Genomic DNA, 19,945 nt, shown 5'->3' with positions numbered 1-19,945 from the left:
CATTCTAACCACCTTTCTATTCAAATTCATTCTCGGCTCGGATGACGTTGCAAACCGCTGCAGTGTTCCGATAGATGCTTCATCAACGTTTCTTTCGCGGCGGATGCATCCGCTTGCTGGGAAAGACCCGTCAGATAAGCCAAGGCGTCATTCCACGTTTTTAGCGAAAAGGCTTCCGAAGGAACATGTAAAAGCTCCCTGGACAGATGGAATTGCTCCCATGGGCTGAGATACCGCAAATCCGACAGATACCCACATCCGGCCTTCTGGGCCAAGCACTCCAACAATTCTACCGACCATCTTTCTTCCACTTTATTCACCTCCTGTCATTTCAAAGGGAATATCCTAACCACAAACTTTCCTTTTCTGAACGATTCAATTACCGCAGAATAATGATTCTGGGGTAATCGTTACTGCTTCTAGGAAGAAAATTATTATTTTAATCAACTAAGGGCGTTCTGACAGGCATAAAAAGCAGACCTGCGCACATATTTCGCGGTGCAGGTCTATTTTTCGTATTTATTTTGCTGTTCTATATGTAATAAATGGTTGAAAATCTGCTCTGATACACTTATAATAGAGCTAATCAGTTCTACTTGTAACTGAGCAAGGGGGCCATGGAACCACAGAATCATTATTCCGTGGTGCTATGAGATCAGATGCATCCGCTGTAAGGTTCGCTCATGTTCCCGTGTGCCCATAGCTACATAGATACGCGTGGTGTCCACGGAGGCGTGTCCTAAAATATCCGCAAGATATGCCAGATTCTTTTTGATGGCATAATAGCATTTTGCAAACAAGTGCCGCAAATTGTGGGGAAAGACCTTTTCAGGATTTACCCGCGCCGCCCGGCACAGCTTTTTCATATCATGACAGATATTGCTTCGATCTAAGGGCTTTCCGGTACGGGTGCAGAACAGATACCCCGTTCGGATGCCTTTTTCTTTGGCATAGGCGTTCAATTTCCGGCACAGCTCTTTTGTCAAGAGAATGGTGCGGATTTTGCCTTTCATGCGGATTTCCGCTTTTCCTTTGTGCAATGCCTCCACAGTCAGAAAGGAAAGCTCACTGACCCGGATTCCGGTGGTGCAAATGGCAAGCATCACATGATACAGGCGGCTGTCCTTTTTCCTTTTGGCAGCGTCTAACAAGCGGTGGTATTCCGCTTCGGTCAAATCTCGGCTGTCATCCACAAATACCGTATGCTGGATTTTCAAAAACCTCACCTTGCAGGCCGCCAGCCCCAGGTAGTCCAGATAGGAATGAATGGCGGACAGCTTGGCATTTACGGTGCGGGCATGGTGGCTCTGTTGCAGTTGCTCTCGATATTCCAGCACCTTTGCTTTTGTAGGTTCTTCCCCCTGTAAAAATGAAAGAAACCAAACCAACTCACGAACATACTTTTGTATGGTTGCGTGAGATTTTTCATGTTCGGTCAAGTAGATGCGGTACTCCCGCAAGATTTCATTGTAATTTTGTTTCATCGTGTTTTACCTCTTCTAAATTGATAGTATGAAAGTAGTATGACAGAATCTTTTATACCGTATTCTCTGCAAAGGTAAAACAAAAGAACGGGTAAGTTTAACGATGTGCTGTAGACACGGACCGTCAAGCGAACGCGTCAAACGGATTCGGCATTTGTTTATCATTTGTTGTATGGAGGCCAAGGGCCTCTTATTTTTTTGCAAATTTTTCTTTCCAAAGCGCTATTTTGCGGGTAGTTTGATGGCTTCTCAGAGTATTAGGAGTGGAGGAAAAGAAAAACAGCAAGCATATGAATGTTTCATATTAGGAAAACACACTGCCAGAAAGGATGTGGCGAGCATCAGCCCGCCACGGCGGGAATTTCAGAAGTGTTAATTTCAATGTACTCGGCAATCTTGCGGAGCTCGTCAGCAAACTTGAATTTAATCTTGATATTGCCGTTTTCGTAGACCTTTATATGATCCACAAGCTCAATGAGGATTTCACGGTTGAGCGTTTCGATGTTCTGATATTTCATAAATGCCACCAGCGCGGGATGTTCATTGTCAACACCGTTTGCCAGTTCTGCCCGTTCCGTTGTCAGCCGTTCCAGCACATCGGAAAGGACGGCGGCCTGCCGTTCATAGTCGGCTTTCATGTTTCGGTAGTCCTGCTGGGTAATTTCCCCGTCTTTCCAGTCTTGATATAAGGACTGTTTGTAACGGGTAATTTTCGCCAGTTCCCGCTCCTTTGCGGTAATCAGATCGTCCAGTCGGAAAGACTGGCTTTTTTTGATAGGGGCCGAATTGATACGGGCAATCGCCTCGGAATAGGAAACAGCCAAATGCACCTGGTACTGAATACCAAACAGGACGGCGGTTTCCAGCCGCTCATGCTTGATTGAGTGCATGGAGCAGGCGGCCCGGGAGCGGTATTTGTAAGTAGAGCAGGCATAATATACATTTTTCCCGCTCTGGCTCCGTGTTATGGATTTGCCGCAGTCCGCACAGCGGAGAAAGCCGCTGAACAGATGGAGCTCCGTTTTCCGTGGAGCCGTCCGGGTGTCCCGTTTCAAAAGGGCCTGCACTTTATCAAAGGTTTCCCGGTCTATGATTGCCTCGTGGGTATCAGCCACCCGCACCCATTCTTCCTCCGGCACCGCCTCAATCTCATGTACCTTGTAGCTTTTTACACGGCGGCGGCCCTGGACTAAATCCCCGGTATAAATGGGATTTGTGAGAATGTTTTTCAGCACCCGATCTCCCCACATGGGATTGTCAGACACAGCGCAGGAATACGGCAGACCTTTGTTTTTCCGGTAGGTTGTCGGACTGGGTATGCCGTGGTCATTCAAGTGGTAGACGATGGCCCGTCTTGTTTCCCCTTGCAAAGTCATGTTATAAATGAGCTTTACAATCTCGGCGGCCTCGGGATCGACAATCAACTGATGCTTGTCTTTCGGATCTTTTATATAGCCATAGGGGGCAAAGGAGCCGATGTACTGCCCGTTGCGCCGCTTGTAATCAAATACCTGGCGGATTTTCTTTGAAGTCTGATAGCAGTATTGATCGTTCATTACATTCGTAATGGGGACGATGATGCTGGAAACGCTGTCCGGGTTTGTAAAGCTGTCCACATTTTCCGCAAGGCTGATAAAGCGGACGCCCATCTGCACAAACAGGTTATCAATCAGACTTCCCGCATCGCTGTAATTCCGGGCGAAACGGGAAAGGTCTTTTACCACAACGCAGTTGATTTTTCCGCTCATTACATCGGCCAGGAGCCGCTGGAAATTCTCGCGGTTGGCGTCCGTTCCCGTGTGTCCATCGTCCACATATTCGGAAGTGCTTTCAAATTCGTCTATGTGCTTGTGGTAAAAATCATTGAGCAGATCGCGCTGGTTTTTGACGCTGTTGCTATCGTCCTTGCCCTTTTTCAAGTCCTCTTTGGATAGCCGGATATATTTCCCCAGCCGCCAGCGCCGGATGGTATAAGAGGGAGAGAAACTCTGCTGAAACCCTCTGTTTTTTGTTCGTGACATTGTTCCTCCTTCCCTATCACATTACACTTATATTATAACTCTGTCCCATAGAGACAACAAGGATGGCTCCGCCTCGGGACACTTTGTCTCGAAGTGGGGCGGGCCGCAGCCTAAGTTACAGCCCGCTTTTCTGTCGGATCAAATAGTCCGTTAAAGTGTCCTGGAGGGACGGCCCGTTATCCGAAAATTCGATTTGAACGCCGACACCACCGATGCAAAAGCAGTACGGATTTTTGACAATCTGTAAAAACCTTGTTATGCGCTCTTTACGGGAAAGGGCGTTGTCAAAGGTCATACCGCTCACATCGGGCAGAGACTCGGGGGCAACTGCGCCAATGTCAACGCTTTTCATTTGTTCCAGTTCCTGTGCGGATAATCTCACGGTAAAACCTCCTTCTTTCAAATTGCTAAACGCCTCCCGCTGTCCTGTGGGGAAACGCAAAAAAGCGGCACCGTAAGAGTGCCGCCCTTTGGCCTGTCCTCACATCGGGACACATTGTCTCGAAGTTAATACGGCCCGTTTTCGTAATGACGCCGGGCCTCGTCTAAAGACTTTAAGTCAAACACATAATGGAGCTCCCGAACAACGCGCCGGATGTCCTCGGGGGAAAAACCGCAGTTTTCCATCGCATACATCACATATCCCCGGCAGGCGTTATTACTCCACGGCTCGGCCAGCATAGCGGCCAACGCAGGATCGTACTTCATTTTTTCATTCCCCCTTTGATAAAATTTAGGGAACGCCGCGCCCATTTTCTTGACCTGTCCAAAGACAACGATACTCGGCGCGGCGTCCCCACGCAGGCGAGAGGGCGGCCCGGAGGGGCAGGCGGCCAGCCTGTCCACTGCCGGATCGTGGCCGTGAGATGGCCCGTCCCACTTGCGGCGCTGGTATTGTTCGCTCATTCCCGTTTAGGGGAAGTCACCGCGCACCCGCCGCCCGGCTCCCCGGATCATGCTCGGGGCCGCCCTTGTTCGTCTGCGGAGAAAAGAAAACCTTCTCTCATAAACCGAGACATTTTTTCATCATTTCCAAGTGGGTAAAACAAAAAAATCAAAAGATTTTTTTCATGCGTTCCAGCCCTCTTTTGATAGACTGGCGGACAGACTCCTCATGTACGCCTTCGGCCTCGGCAATCGCTTTTATGCTTTTACCAAGAATGATGTGCGCGTCAATCCTCCGGCCCTGGATTTCCGGCAGAGAGTTGAGCGCGTTCCACAGACGGATAAAGAGCTCCATCCGCTCCAAAAGTTCCTGGGGCGTGGGCTCATGCAGGCAGACCGAGTATTCGATCCCGTCCTCACAGTCCAGGGAATACTGCGCCTTGTGCCGGGAGAGCCGCCGCTGATAGGCCATTTCATAACGGGCATCCGCAAGAAAGACCTCCGCCACTTCGTCAGAAACCTCGATGAGCTGATCCTGGGTGTACCAATAATAAAAATCTTTCAGATTGATCGTAGTCATAAGTAAACCTCCGTTTCGGTGTTGGGTGGACGAGTGACCGAAACGGGGCCCGGCGGGGAGCGGCACCCTGGGGAGCCGCCCCGTACCTCGGGACACTTTGTCTCGAAGTGGAGATAGCAAAAAGCGCCTGCGCGACATAAGGTCACGCAAGCGCATGAAATGACAAATTCATTTATATACTGCCAAATTTCGCATCCACCGCCGGACTGATCCTGCTGGGCGGGTGGGCTTTTTTTGACAGGTTAGGGGGATAGAAAAAGATAAAGGACACAGCGATACCTCCCGGACACCGCCGTATCCTTAAAAAAGGGCGACTTTAACACACCCTCCGTATTCTCATTTTTTGAAAAGAAAACGGCGGCTTGAAATTTGTTATTTCAAAACCGCCGTAAGGCTACTGTATTTTGTTTTGACGCGTGATAATCCAGCCGCCGAAACAACGGTTTTTTTATTATCCCGTTGGGCGGCCTAAATCATTGTCTTTTTATTCCGTGATACTTAGTGTATTTGATTAAATGTGCAAAAGCTCTTTAATATTGTTGCCTAATGCCAATTCAGCGATTTCTTTTGAAGGGCTGACAAATTCTATTAGCTCCCGATATAAATATGGCTCACCATAAGGTGCATCCGAGCTAAACAAGCATTTCTCCGGCAATTCAATCAATGCCATTTTTGTGGCTATTGATGCAAAAGCCGCAGATAGATCTAAGTATACATTATGATGTGCTTTTGCAAATTTTATTACTTCTATCCAATTTGTCCCCCCTAAGTGTCCAAAAATCACAGGAATATGCGGATATTTTTCGCATAGTTCCATCAATAGCCGGATACCCTTCATCGTAACTGGTGAAAACGTATGCACCCATACGGGAAGAATTGCTGTTGTTTCTATTGCCTGGAACACCGTATCTAGTTGTAAAATTTGCTGTTCATTTCCTGGTGTAAATTCTCCAACACCCAATAGGGAATTTGATATAATACAATCATTGATCCAATTTTCCGTTTCAGCCAAAGACATTCCTAACGGTACAGAGCCGAACCCTAAGAAACGATTTGGATATTTTTTTATAACTGAAACAAGATCATTTATATTATTTTTTTGGCGGATAATATTAGCTTCCTTACTATTGTTGCCAGTTAAAACTTTGTATAATGCGGACATTTCCTCCTCAATTTCATTTAATGAGGATGCCTTCTCTGGATGTGGCGCAGAGCAAAAAAGAATTGTTTGATCGACTCCCGCCGCGTCCATCATTTTTAATTGCATTTCCGTAGGGAGCATCATGTGCTCGTGACTATCAATAACCATTTCATATCATTCCTTTCCAGCAGTCTTTCTGCTATAATTAAACAGTACGAATTAAGAGTTATTGACGAACAAAAAGCCGGCTTAGGAGGGAGAAACGGAAGTGATAACAGCCTCAATCTGTATGTGTATTCATATGAAAACGACAATGTAAGAAGTATAGAAACATTGTCTGGAGGAGAAACTTTTATGGCGTCATTGGCTATTGCCCTCGGAATAACGGACAGAATAGAAGAAAGATCAAGCGCCGTCAATTTGGATATTATGTTTATAGATGAAGGTTTCGGCTCGCTTGACGACAATGCAAGAAGAGAATCTGTTAAAATGCTGCAGAAAATGTCCGGCGGAAAAAAACAGGTAGGTATTATCTCGCATGTAACGGAATTAAAGCAAGAAATACCTACCATATTAAAAGTATATAAAGATGAAAAAGGAAGTCATGCAGAGTGGCTGATTAACTGACAGTCCTTTATATTAAGAAATACGTTAAATGAGTCCCGACATAAAGGTTGAAGCAATAACGGTTATAATACTGCATACAACAATTGAAAGACTTCCCATTGCTCCGCATTCTTCGTCAATGCCCATAGCCTTACTTGTTCCGATTACGTGGCTTGCCGCGCCGAGTCCCAGGCCTTTTGCTATCGAACTTTTGATGTGAAGAATTCTGTATATAGGTTCATCAATTATTGCACCGAGTATACCCGTGATTATTATTGTAATTACGGTAATTGTTACTATACCTCCGAATTCTTCCGAAATGGACATACCTACAGCTGTTGTAATTGACTTAGGGAGTAAAGTTACGTACATCTCGTGATTTAATCCGAATAACAGTGATAAGACATATACGGACAGAAGTCCGCTGAATGTTCCCACAACAAGCGCCGCAATAATTGCCGCAAAGTGTTTTTTAAGCAAAGCGATGTGCTTATAAAGAGGAATTGCCAAAGCAACGGTAGCCGGCGTTATAAGATAACTTATGTATTTGGCACTGTTATTAAATGCGTCATAATCAACATTAAATATCAACATAAACGCGACTATAATTATTATGGCAATAAGCAACGGGTTAAGGAATGGAAGTTTTGTCTTCTTGTTAATCCATTTACCGAATAAAAACGCTGCAAGACACATTACTGCTCCGACAAATGAAGACTGTGTAAAAAAATCATTCATAAAGGTCACCTCTTTTTATTGATTATCACATCTGCTATTTTTGCGGTTACACTGTGTACCACAATTGTAGAGATAACAAGTATTGCAATATAAGGAAGAAGTATTGATGAGAGAGATTTCCAGCTCGATATTATCCCGACTCCGGCGGGAACAAACATTACGGGCATTATATCTATGAGGAAGTTCCCTGTCGATTCAACACTTGAAAGCGGAACGATCTTTGTAACCAGTAAAAAGAATAATAATAACAGGCCGTATATATTTGCGGGTATCGGAAGCGGTATGGTATAACGCATCAATTCACCTGCAAACGTACATGCAAATATAATTGAAAGTGGTTTTAAAAAAGTCATAATATGTTCCTTTCTTAAAGATTTAACTAATTGTATACAGGATGTTATAGCACCTTGAAAGATTGTATACAAGTAAAATTTTTAATATTATACAACCGGTTTTCTTTGTATATTTAAGAACGGTGTCACATATATTGACAAAATACATATATTTAATACAATATACTTTAATACAATATAAAATATCGGGAGGCATGACACCTTCTTGAAAAAATAAGGAGTAATATAGATGGCGGAAGATAAATATGCACAAATAAGATTGGATAATCAGCTATGTTTTCCATTGTATGCGTGTTCAAGAAAAATAGTGCAGCAATATACTCCTCTTTTAGATGAATTGGGAATAACCTACACACAGTATCTTACACTTATGGTTCTTTGGGAGGAAGGCGAGGCGACAGTCGGAGAACTGACTAAGAAGCTTTATCTTGATACCGGTACAATGACCCCGTTGTTGAAAAAAATGCAGACAAAGGGGCTTATTACAAGAGAACGAAGTAAGGAAGACGAAAGAAGTGTCATAATAAAACTGACTTCTGAGGGAGAGGCTTTGAAAGAGAAAGCTGTTTCAATCCCGGGGCACATGGTTCAATGTCTGAATTTATCAAAAGAAGAATTTGAAATTTTATATAAAGCGCTTTACAGGTTGTTAGACAATCTTAAGCAAAAATAATGCAACAGCCGTGACTGATAAGCGAAAACCACACTTGACATGTATATATGTAATTACTACAATTACATATAACTTACTTTATGCGAGGAGGTAATTATGACAGCAGAATTTCCTTTAGCAGTACATGCACTCGTTTATTTGTATAAGTCAGGCAAGGTTACGACGAGTAACGAATTAGCGGAGAATATATGCACTAACCCGGCAAGGGTGAGAAAAGTTATGACTTTGCTGAAAAATTCCGGACTTATTTCTTCCGGCAGGGGCAAGGACAGCGGTTACAGCATATTCGGAGAGAACGGAGACATTACCCTTGCACAGGTAATGTCGGCGCTGGAAGAAGAGCCCGTATTTATGAAGTGGCGTTCCGGTGATGAAAGCGGCGATTGCCTGATATCTTCGGGAATGGGCAAAACCATGGACGGCATATATTCAGAGATGAATAAGCTGTGTAATGATTATCTGTCGGATATTACAATAAGAGATATTGCCAACAATGTTGTAAAAAGGCAGGATGACAAACAAAAATGCGACTGCGGATGCGGATGCAATTGCGGATGTCAAAGTTCGTAGTCGATAAATATATATCTTTGGGGACAGGTGTAATTCCTGACCGGTGGTATGCAGCATATTACTGTAAGCCCACGAGCGAAAGCTGATTTGGTGAGATTCCAAAGCCGACGGTAAAGTCCGGATGAGAAAAGAGCTAACTATACTAGAACATTCTATAAAGGCGGTCCCCGGGTTTAATAACTCGGGGACCTTTTTACGGTGAAAATATGACAGATTACGATTACATGAGACGTGCCATTGAACTGGCAAAAAAAGGAGAGGGAGCGGTTGATCCCAATCCGCTTGTCGGAGCGGTTATAGTAAAAAACGGTAAAATAATAGGAGAGGGTTATCATAAAAAGTACGGCGATCTTCATGCGGAAAGAAATGCGTTTAAGAGCATTACCGAAAGTGCCGAAGGAGGTACGCTATATGTCACTTTGGAGCCATGTTGTCACACCGGGAAAACACCACCGTGCACCGATGCGATTATAGAAAATAAAATTGCAAAGGTTGTTATAGGTTCCGGAGATCCTAATCCGCTTGTGGCGGGGAAGGGAGCAACTGTTCTAAAGAATGCCGGAATCGAAGTCGTTGAAGGCTTTCTTGCCGAAGAGTGCGATGCATTAAATGATGTATTTTTCCACTATATAACCAATAAAACTCCGTATGTTGTAATGAAGTACGCCATGACTCTTGACGGAAAAATCGCGACAAAGTCAGGCAACTCAAAGTGGATAAATAATGAGCTGTCAAGACGGAAAGTACATGAGATGCGCAATAAGTATACCGGTATAATGGTGGGCATAGGTACCGTGAAGGCAGACGATCCGCTGCTTAATACACGAATTGAGGGAGGTCGAAGTCCGATAAGGATAATTTGTGACAGCAAATTAAGTATTTCCGCCGACAGCAATATCTGCAGGACGGCGTCGGAAATAAAAACATTTGTTGTCACCGCATTTAAAGATATGCCATCCGGAATAGTGACCGACATTAAAACACCGAAAATGCGTGAATTGTCAAGGCTTGGAATTAAATTTATAAATGTGCCGGCAAAATCGGATGAACCTGAGGTGGACCTGAACCGGCTTATGGAATTGCTTGGTAAACTGCAAATTAATTCCATATTGCTTGAAGGCGGAGGCACTCTTAATTATTCGGCGTTGCAGGCCGGAATAGTTAACGAAATAGCCGCATTTATCGCGCCTAAAATAGTAGGCGGAAATGCAAAAACCCCGGTTGGCGGAACAGGTGTCGATAATTTGGAAGAAGCATATATGTTGAAGCTTTTAAGCATGGAATCATCAGACGGTGACATATATGCAAGATATAAGGTTCTGAAGGACAAGTCTTTATAATCTGACGGGAAGTTTATGAAAGGAGATATGTTTCGAAATGTTTACGGGAATTATAGAAGAAGTCGGAACCGTGAAAGGCTTTGCGATAAACGGATCTTCGGGAAGAATTAAAATAAAGGCAAAAAAGGTTCTTGAAGGAACCGAGTTAGGTGACAGTATATCGGTTAACGGTGTTTGCCTTACGGTCGTAACAATGCAGCCCGGCAGTTTCGAAGCCGATGTTACAAGGGAAACCGTTGACAGAAGCGGTCTTGCGGAACTTAATGTCGGAGACGCCGTCAATCTGGAACGAGCCATGTTAATGGGCGGAAGATTCGGAGGGCATATAGTTTCCGGACACATTGACGGAACCGGCACTGTTGTTTCAAAAAAGAAAGTGGAAAATTCGACCGTCATAACAATAGGGGCCGATAAAAAAATAATAAACGGAATAGTACCAAAGGGGTCCGTGGCCATAGACGGCATAAGTCTTACAGTTGCGGAACTTACCGATAAAACATTCAGCGTTGCGGTAATTCCCCATACCGGAGAAGAAACGACCCTTGTATTAAAGGGGGAGGGAAGTACCGTGAATCTGGAAAATGACGTAATAGGCAAGTATGTGGAAAGATTTATGGGAATCTATACGGGGAAAGAGATTTCCGAAACTTCCTCACCGGTAAAAAGCGGTTTAACATTGGATAAACTAATAGAAAACGGTTTTTAACATAGATTTTACTAATGATTTAATATTATAAGAAAGGGAAATTATGAGCGATTATGAATATTCTTCAATTGAACAGGCTTTGGATGATTTGAAAAACGGCAAGGTTATACTTGTAACGGATGATCCTGACAGAGAAAATGAAGGGGATATGATATGTGCGGCGGAGTTTGCAACAAGAGAGAATATCAACTTTATGGCAAGTGTTGCAAAAGGCCTTATATGCACACCAATGAGTATTGAAGTGGCTGACAGACTGGGGCTTCCGCCGATGGTATCCGAGAATACTGACAATCATAATACGGCATTCACGGTATCTGTGGATCACATTGACACTACCACGGGTATTTCCGCGGAAGAGAGAGCATTTACAATGGTTAAATGTGCGGATCCGGACACTAAGCCTACGGACCTCAGAAGACCGGGACACGTATTTCCTCTTGTTGCAAGAAGAGGAGGAGTTCTCACGAGAAACGGTCACACGGAAGCTACGGTTGATTTAATGAGGCTTGCCGGCTTGAGAGAGTGCGGTGTGTGCTGCGAGATAATGGATGATGACGGAACAATGATGAGAACTCCTAAATTATGGGAACTTGCAAAGGAATATAATCTCACATTTATCACGATTAAGCAGCTTCAGGATTATATAAAACTTCATGAAAAACATGTTGAAAAGGCAGCGGTTGCAAACCTCCCTACGGAGTACGGCGAATTTCAGATGTACGGTTATGTTAATGACATAACGGGAGAGCATCATGTAGCGCTTGTGAAAGGTGATATAGGTGACGGAGAAAATATTCTTACAAGAGTTCATTCAGAATGTCTTACGGGAGATGTGTTCGGTTCGTTAAAATGTGACTGTGGTCTTCAGCTTCACAAAGCTCTTGAGCAAATAGAAAAAGAAGGAAGAGGAATTCTTTTGTACATGAGGCAGGAAGGAAGAGGAATCGGCTTAATCAATAAAATTAAGGCTTATTCACTTCAGGATCAGGGGTATGATACGGTAGAGGCTAACCTTAAACTCGGATTTGCGGCCGATCTGAGAGAATATTGGGTAGGTGCGCAGATTCTCAGAGATCTTGGGGTAAAGTCAATGAGACTTCTTACCAATAATCCGGATAAAATTTACGGACTTTCCGAATTCGGACTGGAGATAAGCGAAAGAGTGCCTATTGAAATTGAACCTCAAAAACATGATGTAAATTACCTTAAAACAAAGAAAACAAAAATGGGACACATTTTCAACAAAATAGAGCTGTAATAAAAGAAAGGATATTATTATGAAAGAAATCAATATTATTGAAGGAAGTTTAGTTGCAAAAAAAGACATGAAGGTCGGCATTGTAATGTCAAGATTTAATGAAGTGATAGTTACAAAGCTTCTCGGAGGCGCAATAGACGGACTTACAAGACACGGGGTGGATGAAAATAACATAACGGGTGCTTGGGTTCCGGGTGCGTTTGAACTTCCTCTGGCGGCAAAGCGTATGGCAGAGTCAGGAAAATATGATGCCGTTATCGCTCTCGGTGCCGTAATAAGAGGAGCTACAACACATTATGACTATGTTTGCAATGAAGTTTCAAAGGGAATTGCTCATGTGGCGTTGGAAACGGGAGTTCCGGTAATGTTCGGCGTACTTACAACGGAGAATATTGAACAGGCGGTTGAAAGAGCGGGAAGCAAGGTCGGCAATAAGGGATACGATTGTGCCGTGGGAGCAATCGAAATGGTTAATTTAAAGGCCGCATTATAATAAGTTGCCGTAGAAATTCACAATATAACATTGTAAAAAATGCAGTAAGAATAGAAATATACCATACATTTGATATATTCTAATCTTACTGCATTTTTAACATTTGTTTATCTGTTTGCGGATATTCAGCATTCTGTTGTCAAGAGCAGCGCTGTCTTCCGCACATTGGATAAGTTCACTGTGCAATGATTTTAAAATGTTATCCGGAATGTCTTTTTTATATCTCAGTTTATGTTCAAGGCTGGCCCAAAAGTCCATGGCGATGGTTCTCAATTGAACCTCTACCTTTACTTCTCTTTTCTCGTCAAGCAGAAATATGGGAACGGAAACTATAAGGTGAAGGCTTCTGTATCCGCTTGGTTTAGGATTTTTTATATAGTCCTTTTTCTCGATAAGGGTGACGTCATCCTGATTTAAAAAGCTGTCTGCGATAGTATATATATCATCTATAAAGGAACATATAACCCTTGCACCGGCTATGTCATTCATATGTTCCTCTATTGATTTAAGAGAAGGATCAAGACCGTAGCGTTCAACCTTTCCGATTATACTCTCAAAGGATTTAATTCTCGTTTTGATTGACTCTATGGGATTGGTGTCATACTTTAATGAAAGCTGTGAATTAAGAACGTTGAACTTGGTCTCTACTTCCATAAGAGCGCATTTATATCTTGTGAAGAACAGAGAAACAGGGGCTATGGATTCATGCATATATTCAAGGAAGGCGGTTTTTGATATATTTGTCGAACTTACGGCATTGCCCAGGCGTTCAATAAGCTTGGAAGGTTCTATATTGACTTCATTAAGACGGCTGAGTTGTGCCAATTCAGCATCAATAATTTCATTGCCGGTAATCTTTTCGTCCATTGTACACCTCTCGGATTATTATACTTATAAACATTGAAGTATTATTTAATCATTTTTAAGTTAACGATAAAAAAGATTATAATATAGAAACATAAACCTTTTCCATGTAAAAACGGCAATTTTATATATTTTTAATAGTATTGCCCCGACTAAAGGAATAGAATTAATATATTTAAACCATTATTTTATTTGGAATATTATATATGAAGGGGGTGATTCCGTGAATGACGCGTTTGTTGACATTGATTTGCACGATATGACTACGGATGAGGCGAGAATAGAAATTAATCGCGCCCTTAAAGCCGTCTCTAAATTTACTTATCAGATAAGACTTATACATGGTTATAACAGAGGTACAAAAATAAAGGAAATGATAAGTAAAGAATTTAAAAATAATAAACTGGTCAAAAGGATTATCCCCGGAGATAATCAGGGTGTAACAATTCTTGTGCTTAGAGAACTATATTAAGAAAATATTTTGGGACTGTTTATAAAATAATCGGAAGGGAAGTGACTGTTATGTTGAAAGTCGGTATAGAAGGCAGAAGAGAAATTGTGGTGACAAGAGATAAGTCTGCAAAATTTATGGAAAGCGGCGGTCTTGAAATATTTGCGACCCCTATGATGATAGCGCTTATGGAGGCGGTTGCGTTTGACAGTGTTGTGGACTATCTGGAGGAAGGACAGGGTACTGTCGGAACGAAAGTTGATATAGAACACATTTCTCCGACACCGATAGGGATGAAGGTTACGGGTGTTTCAAAACTTACGGAGATAGACAGGAGAAGACTTGTATTTGAAGTTGAAGCCTATGATGAAAACGGACTTATAGGTAAAGGTATTCATGAGAGATTCATTATAGATAATGAAAAGTTCCAAAAAAAGGCAAATGCAAAATTAAGTGAAACCGTTAATGCGGCGGAAAGTATAACCGAAGAGGGGAATCCTGCCAAGCCGTTCGGAGAGTACGGCGTAAAAATGCTCAATCTCATGAATGACAGTCATTTTGCCGTGTCCGGTTGGATGCTCGATATAGTCGGAGCAAGCGACGGCGACAGAATTCTGGATGTAGGCTGCGGCGGAGGAATGACGCTCAGAAGGCTGTCTTCCCAGGTAATGAGCGGAAGCCTTGTGGGGTTGGATTATTCTCCGGTTGCAATAGAAGAAACGGCAAAACTAAACAAGGAGGATATCTCAACCGGAAAGCTTAAGCTTGTCGAGGCAACGGTATGCGATATGCCGCTTAAAAGCGACAGTTTCGATAAAATAGTATCGGTGGAAAGTTTTTATTTTTGGGGAAACCATTTAAGAGGGCTTAAAGAAATAAGAAGAGTTCTCAAGCCGGGAGGAGCTGCTTTTATATGTACGGATATTTACGAAAACGGTAAATTAGACGACAAAGTCAGGGAAAATATAAGCAAGTACAATATGTTTGTTCCTACCGTGGAAGAATTTAAGGATCTGTTCTTAAAGGCAGGTTTCGATAAAGTAATAATTCACACGTCAGATAACGGAAAACCGTGGATATGCGTGGAAGGAATAAAATAAAATATACTATATAAATAATCCGGTCGTGGATAACGGTCATAGGCAAAGGTGATGCAAGTGCGCATTATAAGGCATGTTGTGCATCATGTATGCTTATGGCCGTTTTTATTATTTATAATGAATAGGAATGAGTTATCCGAATTGTCTTATTTTGCATGTTTTCACTTTCATCCGCACAAAAACTGACTTAATATGAAGGAATATCATGAATATGTTAAACGATATCAATATGAAGAAATATTTGATCAGGAGATTGTATGTCCATGTAAACTAAAGAATATATTTATATGTAAGGGGGTAGCACGGAACGGTCAAAGTTGTATAATCAAAGCAAAATCATATCTCTTTATATAAGTATTAATACGATTTTTAATTTGTAATTTTTGAAAATATGATTTTAAAATAATCGACGCAATTCTGTAAATTAAGCATGTTTACTCAGAATTGCCGTAATGTAATTCGGGAGGGTGTAATTACGGATATGGAAAATATATGGAATATAGCGGATCAAACAATAATGACCGGAGAAAAGAAGCAGGTTTATATTCAAGTGTCGGACAGTGAAGAATACATGCCTGTAACATTTATTAACGGTGTAAAAGAAGGTAAGACGGTTCTTGTTACGGCAGGAATACACGGAGGAGAATATGAAGGTATTCATGCGGCGTGTGAGATAGCGAGGGATCTCAAACCCGAAGACATATCGGGGAGACTTGCGATCATTCATCCGGTGAGCGTGCAGACCTTTAAAGCAAAGCAGGAGAACATAACTCCCATAGACGGGAAAAATCTAAACAGAGTATTCCCGCCGAATCCGAACGGAACGCTTACAGATAAGATTGCGTGGACACTGTGGGATAAATTTCAATCCCACTGTGATTTTCATATGGATTTGCACGGGTGTTATTCCGAATGGATTACGCCTCATGTTTATTATACCGGAGTGGCATGCGATGAAGTCGTAAAAACGGCAAGAGAAGCCGCAAAATACGTAAATGTCGAATATATGGTTAAATCAGTTGCCACAACAGGTGCATACAATCATGCCGGAGTAAACGGAATTCCGGGAATACTTCTGGAAAGAGGTCATAGCAATCTTCTTTCCGATGACGATGTTATTCTATATAAGAAAGATGTTATTAATGTGTTGAAGCATTTGGGGATTCTTGAAGGGGATCCGGTAAAACCGGAAAAAGAACCCGCAGATGTATGCGATTTGAGATACGTTAATTCAAAATGTCACAAGAATGCCTGCTGGCACCCTACCGTAAGAGTGAACGAAAAATTTAAAAAGGGTGATAAGTTGGGAACGGTAAGGGATTTCTTCTGCAATACTCTGGATGAAACTTATGCGGAATACGACGGAATTATATTATATATGTACGGAATGATGCCTATATCTCCGTTTGGTTTTGAAATATGCTATGCAAGAATATCCGATGAAAATTAATATGGCAAAAACGGTATTTTAATGCTTATATAGAAGGAAAAAATAAACGGTAAAATAATTGTAAAAAATAGACTTTTTAATAATTGTTGCAATTACGCAATATTTCAAGAATTAAAGCAAAAAAAGTACAAAAAAACACACTTAATAAAATAAACAAGAGCAGTAAATGTGCCGTATTGCAATACATTTTTTGCAACATTTGTATATGTTAAGACCCCGGTAATATGTAATTCAATATTGACCATAAATACAAAATTATTACATAAAAAAATTATATGTCGGAAAAACAGGTAAAAAAGCCGCTTAAACACAGATAGAATCAGCATTTCAGCCGTAAAAACAATTGAAAAAAATACAATTTAATTTGTTGACGATATGTCTAATTTATGCTATTATGCAAATCAGAGCTGAGAACCCCCTTAAGGGGTTGGGAAAAATGCTTGAGAATATGTTTGAAAACCAGAGAAGGAGGAAAAGAGATGCGTTTAAATGATAAGGATACAGAGAAACTTATAGTTTACGTAGCTGGTATTTTAGCACAGGAAAGAAAAGACAGAGGGGTTAAGCTTAACTACCCTGAGTCAGTTGCTTTAATTACAAAGAACATACTTGAATATGCTCGTGATGGTAAGACAGTTGCAGAATTAATGCAGCTTGGTACAAAGCTTTTAACAAAGGCTGACGTTATGGACGGAGTTGCTGACATGGTAGCTGTAGTTCAGGTTGAGTGTACATTCCCAGATGGTACAAAGCTTGTATCAGTTCATAATCCAATCCAGTAATTAAAAAAGGAGGCAACATAATGAAATTCGGTGAAGCTATTATTTTAGATAGAGAAATTGAAATTAACGCTGGCAAGAAGACAGTTAACATCAAAGTTACAAATGCTGGTGACAGACCTGTTCAGGTTGGTTCACACTGCCACTTCTTCGAGGTAAACAAGCTCCTTGACTTTGACAGAGCTGCTGCATACGGATATCATCTTGACATCCCTTCAGGTACATCAGTTCGTTTTGAGCCAGGTGAAACAAAGGAAGTTCAGCTTTGCGAGTTCGGTGGTACAAAGCGTATCTACGGTCTTAACGATTTAACATGTGGTGTTATCTCAGAAGAGAACAAGCAGCAGGCAATTGAAAACGCTAAGGTAAAGGGATTTATCAAATAATTATACCTTAAACGATCGATTGTTTTAAAGAACATAAATAAAATAAGCGAAAATATAAAATGTTTAGCTTAAAAATATAGGAGGATGTTATGAGCGTAAAAATATCAGGACAAAGTTATGCATCTATGTTTGGTCCAACAACAGGAGATAAGGTTCGTCTTGGTGACACAAGCCTTATTATCGAGGTAGAAAAGGACCTTACAGTTTATGGTGATGAAGCAAAGTTTGGTGGCGGTAAGACACTTCGTGATGGTATGGGACAGTCACCTATCACTACATCTGAAGCTGCACTTGATCTTGTAATCACAAACTGCTTAATTCTTGACGTAACAGGAATTTACAAAGCAGATATCGGTATCAAGGACGGAAAGATTGCAGGTATCGGTAAGTCAGGTAACCCTGGAACAATGGATGGTGTTGATGAGAACATGATCGTTGGACCTGGTACAGAAGCACTTGCAGGTGAAGGCCTCATCGTAACAGCCGGTGGTATTGATACACATATTCACTGGATTTGCCCACAGCAGGTTGAAACAGCTCTTTACTCAGGTATCACAACAATGATCGGTGGTGGTACAGGTCCTGTTGATGGTACAAATGCTACAACATGTACACCTGGTCCATGGAACATCGAAATGATGCTTAAGTCAGTTGAGCAGTATCCAATGAACATCGGTATGCTCGGTAAAGGTAACTGTGCTTATGAAGAGCCACTTGCAGAGCAGATCAAGGCTGGTGCTATGGGTCTTAAGCTTCATGAGGACTGGGGTTCAACACCTGCAGCTATCGATCACTGTCTTGGACAGGCTGACATCTATGATGTTCAGGTTTGTATCCATACAGATACACTTAATGAGTGTGGTTGCGTAGAAGACTCTATCAACGCATTCGCTGGTCGTGCTATCCATACATTCCACTCAGAAGGTGCCGGTGGTGGACATGCTCCTGACCTTATGGAAGTTGCTTCAGTTGCAAACGTTCTTCCATCATCAACAAACCCAACAATGCCATTCACAGTTAACACTCTTGACGAGCACCTTGACATGCTTTGCGTATGCCACCACCTCGACAAGAACATCCCTGAGGATTTAGCATTCGCTGAGTCAAGAATTCGTCCTGAGACAATCGGTGCAGAAGACGTTCTTCATGACATCGGTGCATTCTCAATGATGTCATCTGACTCACAGGCTATGGGTCGTCCTTCAGAGGTTATTACACGTACATGGCAGTGTGCATCTAAGTTAAAGGATCAGGTTGGACCTCTTCCAGAAGATGCAGGCAATGACAACGATAACTTCCGTGCTAAGAGATATATCGCTAAGTACACAATCAACCCAGCTATCACATTCGGTATTGATCAGTATGTTGGTTCTCTTGAAGTTGGTAAGTATGCTGATATCGTTCTTTGGAACCCAGCATTCTTCGGCGCAAGACCTGACATCATCATCAAGGGTGGTCTTGTAACAGCTGCTAAGATGGGTGAGGCTAACGCTTCTATCCCTACTTGTGAGCCAATCCTTTACAAGAAGATGTTCGGTGCTGACAGCAAGGCTGTATTTGATACATGCTTCACATTCGTATCAAAGGCATCTCTTGAAGCTGGTATCGCTGAGAAGTACGGTCTCCAGAAGACACTTCTTCCAGTTGAAGGCTGCCGTAACATTGGCAAGAAGGATATGGTACTTAACGATGCTACTCCAGAAATCATCGTTGATCCTGAAACATATGAAGTTACAGTTGATGGTAAGAAGGCATACTCAGAGCCAGCAACAGTTCTTCCACTTGCACAGGTTTACAACTTATTCTAATTGTTGCTTATAAACGTTTAGTTTTGAGTAATTATATATTATAAAAATAGGCGCGATGTGTTAGAGATTAGTGATAATTGCTACATGTCGCGCTTATCTAAACTAAGCTTCTTTTATAATATGTACTTTCAGTATGTTTATCAAAATAAGACAGGCTCAACATATAGGCAGGTTCACATATATATGTTATAAAATAAGTTTTTTGTATTAAAATAATACGAAAGGAGATATGAAGTCCTTAAAATTTTTAATGGATATT

At 41.9% G+C, this 19,945-nt stretch carries 22 protein-coding genes and 1 riboswitch; of the genes, 13 read left to right on the top strand and 9 right to left on the bottom strand.

Features of this window, described 5'->3' with window-relative positions; all coding sequences use genetic code 11:
- Positions 1 to 647: 647 nt before the first annotated feature.
- From ACYQ1N_RS03445 to ACYQ1N_RS03420, 6 genes are all read right to left on the bottom strand, one after another.
- Positions 648 to 1,484, bottom strand: coding sequence for a tyrosine-type recombinase/integrase (locus ACYQ1N_RS03445; RefSeq protein ID WP_002573990.1), 837 nt, complete (start codon positions 1,482 to 1,484; stop codon positions 648 to 650).
- A 341-nt stretch (positions 1,485 to 1,825) separates the two neighbouring features.
- Positions 1,826 to 3,505, bottom strand: a complete 1,680-nt coding sequence (locus tag ACYQ1N_RS03440; RefSeq protein ID WP_002587898.1) for a recombinase family protein — start codon at positions 3,503 to 3,505, stop codon at positions 1,826 to 1,828.
- 115 nt (positions 3,506 to 3,620) lie between these two features.
- Positions 3,621 to 3,908 carry a DUF6870 family protein gene (locus ACYQ1N_RS03435; RefSeq protein ID WP_459832787.1) on the bottom strand — a complete coding sequence of 96 codons (288 nt, stop codon included), beginning with the start codon at positions 3,906 to 3,908 and terminating at the stop codon, positions 3,621 to 3,623.
- A 104-nt stretch (positions 3,909 to 4,012) separates the two neighbouring features.
- Complete coding sequence (locus ACYQ1N_RS03430) at positions 4,013 to 4,411, bottom strand: hypothetical protein (RefSeq protein WP_330367592.1); 399 nt, start codon at positions 4,409 to 4,411, stop codon at positions 4,013 to 4,015.
- Between the two features lie 148 nt (positions 4,412 to 4,559).
- Complete coding sequence (locus ACYQ1N_RS03425) at positions 4,560 to 4,970, bottom strand: sigma-70 family RNA polymerase sigma factor (protein WP_002587895.1); 411 nt, start codon at positions 4,968 to 4,970, stop codon at positions 4,560 to 4,562.
- 511 nt (positions 4,971 to 5,481) lie between these two features.
- Positions 5,482 to 6,279 carry an amidohydrolase family protein gene (locus ACYQ1N_RS03420; RefSeq protein WP_002587894.1) on the bottom strand — a complete coding sequence of 266 codons (798 nt, stop codon included), beginning with the start codon at positions 6,277 to 6,279 and terminating at the stop codon, positions 5,482 to 5,484.
- On the opposite strand from ACYQ1N_RS03420, the gene ACYQ1N_RS03415 reads away from it, so the two are divergent.
- Positions 6,262 to 6,738 (top strand): SbcC/MukB-like Walker B domain-containing protein, encoded by a 477-nt coding sequence (locus ACYQ1N_RS03415; RefSeq protein WP_459832781.1) that lies wholly within the window; start codon positions 6,262 to 6,264, stop codon positions 6,736 to 6,738. The two genes, ACYQ1N_RS03420 and ACYQ1N_RS03415, sit on opposite strands and share 18 nt — an antisense overlap.
- A gap of 24 nt (positions 6,739 to 6,762) precedes the next feature.
- Here the strand turns inward: ACYQ1N_RS03415 and ACYQ1N_RS03410 are convergent, their stop codons facing one another.
- Positions 6,763 to 7,455 carry an LrgB family protein gene (locus tag ACYQ1N_RS03410; protein ID WP_459832779.1) on the bottom strand — a complete coding sequence of 231 codons (693 nt, stop codon included), beginning with the start codon at positions 7,453 to 7,455 and terminating at the stop codon, positions 6,763 to 6,765.
- 5 nt (positions 7,456 to 7,460) lie between these two features.
- Positions 7,461 to 7,808 (bottom strand): CidA/LrgA family protein, encoded by a 348-nt coding sequence (locus ACYQ1N_RS03405; protein ID WP_459832777.1) that lies wholly within the window; start codon positions 7,806 to 7,808, stop codon positions 7,461 to 7,463.
- Between the two features lie 229 nt (positions 7,809 to 8,037).
- On the opposite strand from ACYQ1N_RS03405, the gene ACYQ1N_RS03400 reads away from it, so the two are divergent.
- The 6 genes from ACYQ1N_RS03400 to ribH all read left to right on the top strand — a co-directional run bounded on the left by ACYQ1N_RS03400 (position 8,038) and on the right by ribH (position 12,848).
- Complete coding sequence (locus ACYQ1N_RS03400) at positions 8,038 to 8,481, top strand: MarR family winged helix-turn-helix transcriptional regulator (RefSeq protein ID WP_459832774.1); 444 nt, start codon at positions 8,038 to 8,040, stop codon at positions 8,479 to 8,481.
- A 96-nt stretch (positions 8,482 to 8,577) separates the two neighbouring features.
- Positions 8,578 to 9,051, top strand: coding sequence for an RrF2 family transcriptional regulator (locus ACYQ1N_RS03395; protein ID WP_459832772.1), 474 nt, complete (start codon positions 8,578 to 8,580; stop codon positions 9,049 to 9,051).
- A 9-nt stretch (positions 9,052 to 9,060) separates the two neighbouring features.
- A riboswitch (FMN riboswitch) is annotated at positions 9,061 to 9,188 on the top strand.
- A gap of 69 nt (positions 9,189 to 9,257) precedes the next feature.
- Positions 9,258 to 10,391 (top strand): bifunctional diaminohydroxyphosphoribosylaminopyrimidine deaminase/5-amino-6-(5-phosphoribosylamino)uracil reductase RibD, encoded by a 1,134-nt coding sequence (gene ribD, locus ACYQ1N_RS03390; RefSeq protein WP_459832770.1) that lies wholly within the window; start codon positions 9,258 to 9,260, stop codon positions 10,389 to 10,391.
- 37 nt (positions 10,392 to 10,428) lie between these two features.
- A complete protein-coding gene (locus tag ACYQ1N_RS03385; RefSeq protein WP_459832768.1) occupies positions 10,429 to 11,097 on the top strand; it encodes a riboflavin synthase in 669 nt (222 codons plus the stop codon).
- Positions 11,098 to 11,140: 43 nt separating this feature from the next.
- Positions 11,141 to 12,355, top strand: coding sequence for a bifunctional 3,4-dihydroxy-2-butanone-4-phosphate synthase/GTP cyclohydrolase II (locus ACYQ1N_RS03380; RefSeq protein WP_459832765.1), 1,215 nt, complete (start codon positions 11,141 to 11,143; stop codon positions 12,353 to 12,355).
- A 28-nt stretch (positions 12,356 to 12,383) separates the two neighbouring features.
- Positions 12,384 to 12,848, top strand: a complete 465-nt coding sequence (ribH, locus tag ACYQ1N_RS03375; protein WP_459832978.1) for a 6,7-dimethyl-8-ribityllumazine synthase — start codon at positions 12,384 to 12,386, stop codon at positions 12,846 to 12,848.
- Between the two features lie 96 nt (positions 12,849 to 12,944).
- Here ribH and ACYQ1N_RS03370 read toward each other — a convergent pair whose 3' ends face one another.
- Entirely contained in the window at positions 12,945 to 13,715 is a 771-nt protein-coding gene (locus ACYQ1N_RS03370) for a GTP pyrophosphokinase (protein WP_459832763.1), read from the bottom strand.
- 220 nt (positions 13,716 to 13,935) lie between these two features.
- On the opposite strand from ACYQ1N_RS03370, the gene ACYQ1N_RS03365 reads away from it, so the two are divergent.
- The 6 genes from ACYQ1N_RS03365 to ureC all read left to right on the top strand — a co-directional run bounded on the left by ACYQ1N_RS03365 (position 13,936) and on the right by ureC (position 19,686).
- On the top strand, positions 13,936 to 14,184 hold the full coding sequence (locus tag ACYQ1N_RS03365) for a Smr/MutS family protein (protein WP_459832761.1): 249 nt from the start codon (positions 13,936 to 13,938) through the stop codon (positions 14,182 to 14,184).
- A gap of 50 nt (positions 14,185 to 14,234) precedes the next feature.
- Positions 14,235 to 15,263, top strand: coding sequence for a thioesterase, FlK family (locus ACYQ1N_RS03360; protein WP_459832759.1), 1,029 nt, complete (start codon positions 14,235 to 14,237; stop codon positions 15,261 to 15,263).
- 481 nt (positions 15,264 to 15,744) lie between these two features.
- Positions 15,745 to 16,713 carry a M14 family metallopeptidase gene (locus ACYQ1N_RS03355; protein ID WP_459832757.1) on the top strand — a complete coding sequence of 323 codons (969 nt, stop codon included), beginning with the start codon at positions 15,745 to 15,747 and terminating at the stop codon, positions 16,711 to 16,713.
- A gap of 479 nt (positions 16,714 to 17,192) precedes the next feature.
- On the top strand, positions 17,193 to 17,495 hold the full coding sequence (locus ACYQ1N_RS03350) for an urease subunit gamma (protein WP_459832975.1): 303 nt from the start codon (positions 17,193 to 17,195) through the stop codon (positions 17,493 to 17,495).
- A 20-nt stretch (positions 17,496 to 17,515) separates the two neighbouring features.
- Positions 17,516 to 17,878: an urease subunit beta gene (gene ureB, locus ACYQ1N_RS03345; protein WP_459832755.1), complete on the top strand. Its 363-nt coding sequence runs from the start codon at positions 17,516 to 17,518 to the stop codon at positions 17,876 to 17,878.
- 89 nt (positions 17,879 to 17,967) lie between these two features.
- Positions 17,968 to 19,686 (top strand): urease subunit alpha, encoded by a 1,719-nt coding sequence (ureC, locus tag ACYQ1N_RS03340; protein ID WP_459832752.1) that lies wholly within the window; start codon positions 17,968 to 17,970, stop codon positions 19,684 to 19,686.
- Positions 19,687 to 19,945 lie beyond the last annotated feature (259 nt).

The sequence above is a fragment of the Howardella ureilytica genome, assembly GCF_054657495.1.
This window is presented reverse-complemented; position numbering and strand designations above follow the sequence as displayed.

Coding starts and splice junctions, on each gene's coding strand:
- ACYQ1N_RS03440 (WP_002587898.1), bottom strand. CDS start 3,505: ATGTCACGAACAAAAAACAGAGGGTTTCAGCAGAGTTTCTCTCCCTCT.
- ACYQ1N_RS03380 (WP_459832765.1), top strand. CDS start 11,141: ATGAGCGATTATGAATATTCTTCAATTGAACAGGCTTTGGATGATTTG.
- ACYQ1N_RS03430 (WP_330367592.1), bottom strand. CDS start 4,411: ATGAGCGAACAATACCAGCGCCGCAAGTGGGACGGGCCATCTCACGGC.
- ACYQ1N_RS03370 (WP_459832763.1), bottom strand. CDS start 13,715: ATGGACGAAAAGATTACCGGCAATGAAATTATTGATGCTGAATTGGCA.
- ACYQ1N_RS03385 (WP_459832768.1), top strand. CDS start 10,429: ATGTTTACGGGAATTATAGAAGAAGTCGGAACCGTGAAAGGCTTTGCG.
- ACYQ1N_RS03420 (WP_002587894.1), bottom strand. CDS start 6,279: ATGGTTATTGATAGTCACGAGCACATGATGCTCCCTACGGAAATGCAA.
- ACYQ1N_RS03395 (WP_459832772.1), top strand. CDS start 8,578: ATGACAGCAGAATTTCCTTTAGCAGTACATGCACTCGTTTATTTGTAT.
- ACYQ1N_RS03350 (WP_459832975.1), top strand. CDS start 17,193: ATGCGTTTAAATGATAAGGATACAGAGAAACTTATAGTTTACGTAGCT.
- ureB (WP_459832755.1), top strand. CDS start 17,516: ATGAAATTCGGTGAAGCTATTATTTTAGATAGAGAAATTGAAATTAAC.
- ACYQ1N_RS03355 (WP_459832757.1), top strand. CDS start 15,745: ATGGAAAATATATGGAATATAGCGGATCAAACAATAATGACCGGAGAA.
- ureC (WP_459832752.1), top strand. CDS start 17,968: ATGAGCGTAAAAATATCAGGACAAAGTTATGCATCTATGTTTGGTCCA.
- ribD (WP_459832770.1), top strand. CDS start 9,258: ATGACAGATTACGATTACATGAGACGTGCCATTGAACTGGCAAAAAAA.
- ACYQ1N_RS03400 (WP_459832774.1), top strand. CDS start 8,038: ATGGCGGAAGATAAATATGCACAAATAAGATTGGATAATCAGCTATGT.
- ACYQ1N_RS03425 (WP_002587895.1), bottom strand. CDS start 4,970: ATGACTACGATCAATCTGAAAGATTTTTATTATTGGTACACCCAGGAT.
- ACYQ1N_RS03360 (WP_459832759.1), top strand. CDS start 14,235: ATGTTGAAAGTCGGTATAGAAGGCAGAAGAGAAATTGTGGTGACAAGA.
- ACYQ1N_RS03410 (WP_459832779.1), bottom strand. CDS start 7,455: ATGAATGATTTTTTTACACAGTCTTCATTTGTCGGAGCAGTAATGTGT.
- ACYQ1N_RS03445 (WP_002573990.1), bottom strand. CDS start 1,484: ATGAAACAAAATTACAATGAAATCTTGCGGGAGTACCGCATCTACTTG.
- ACYQ1N_RS03405 (WP_459832777.1), bottom strand. CDS start 7,808: ATGACTTTTTTAAAACCACTTTCAATTATATTTGCATGTACGTTTGCA.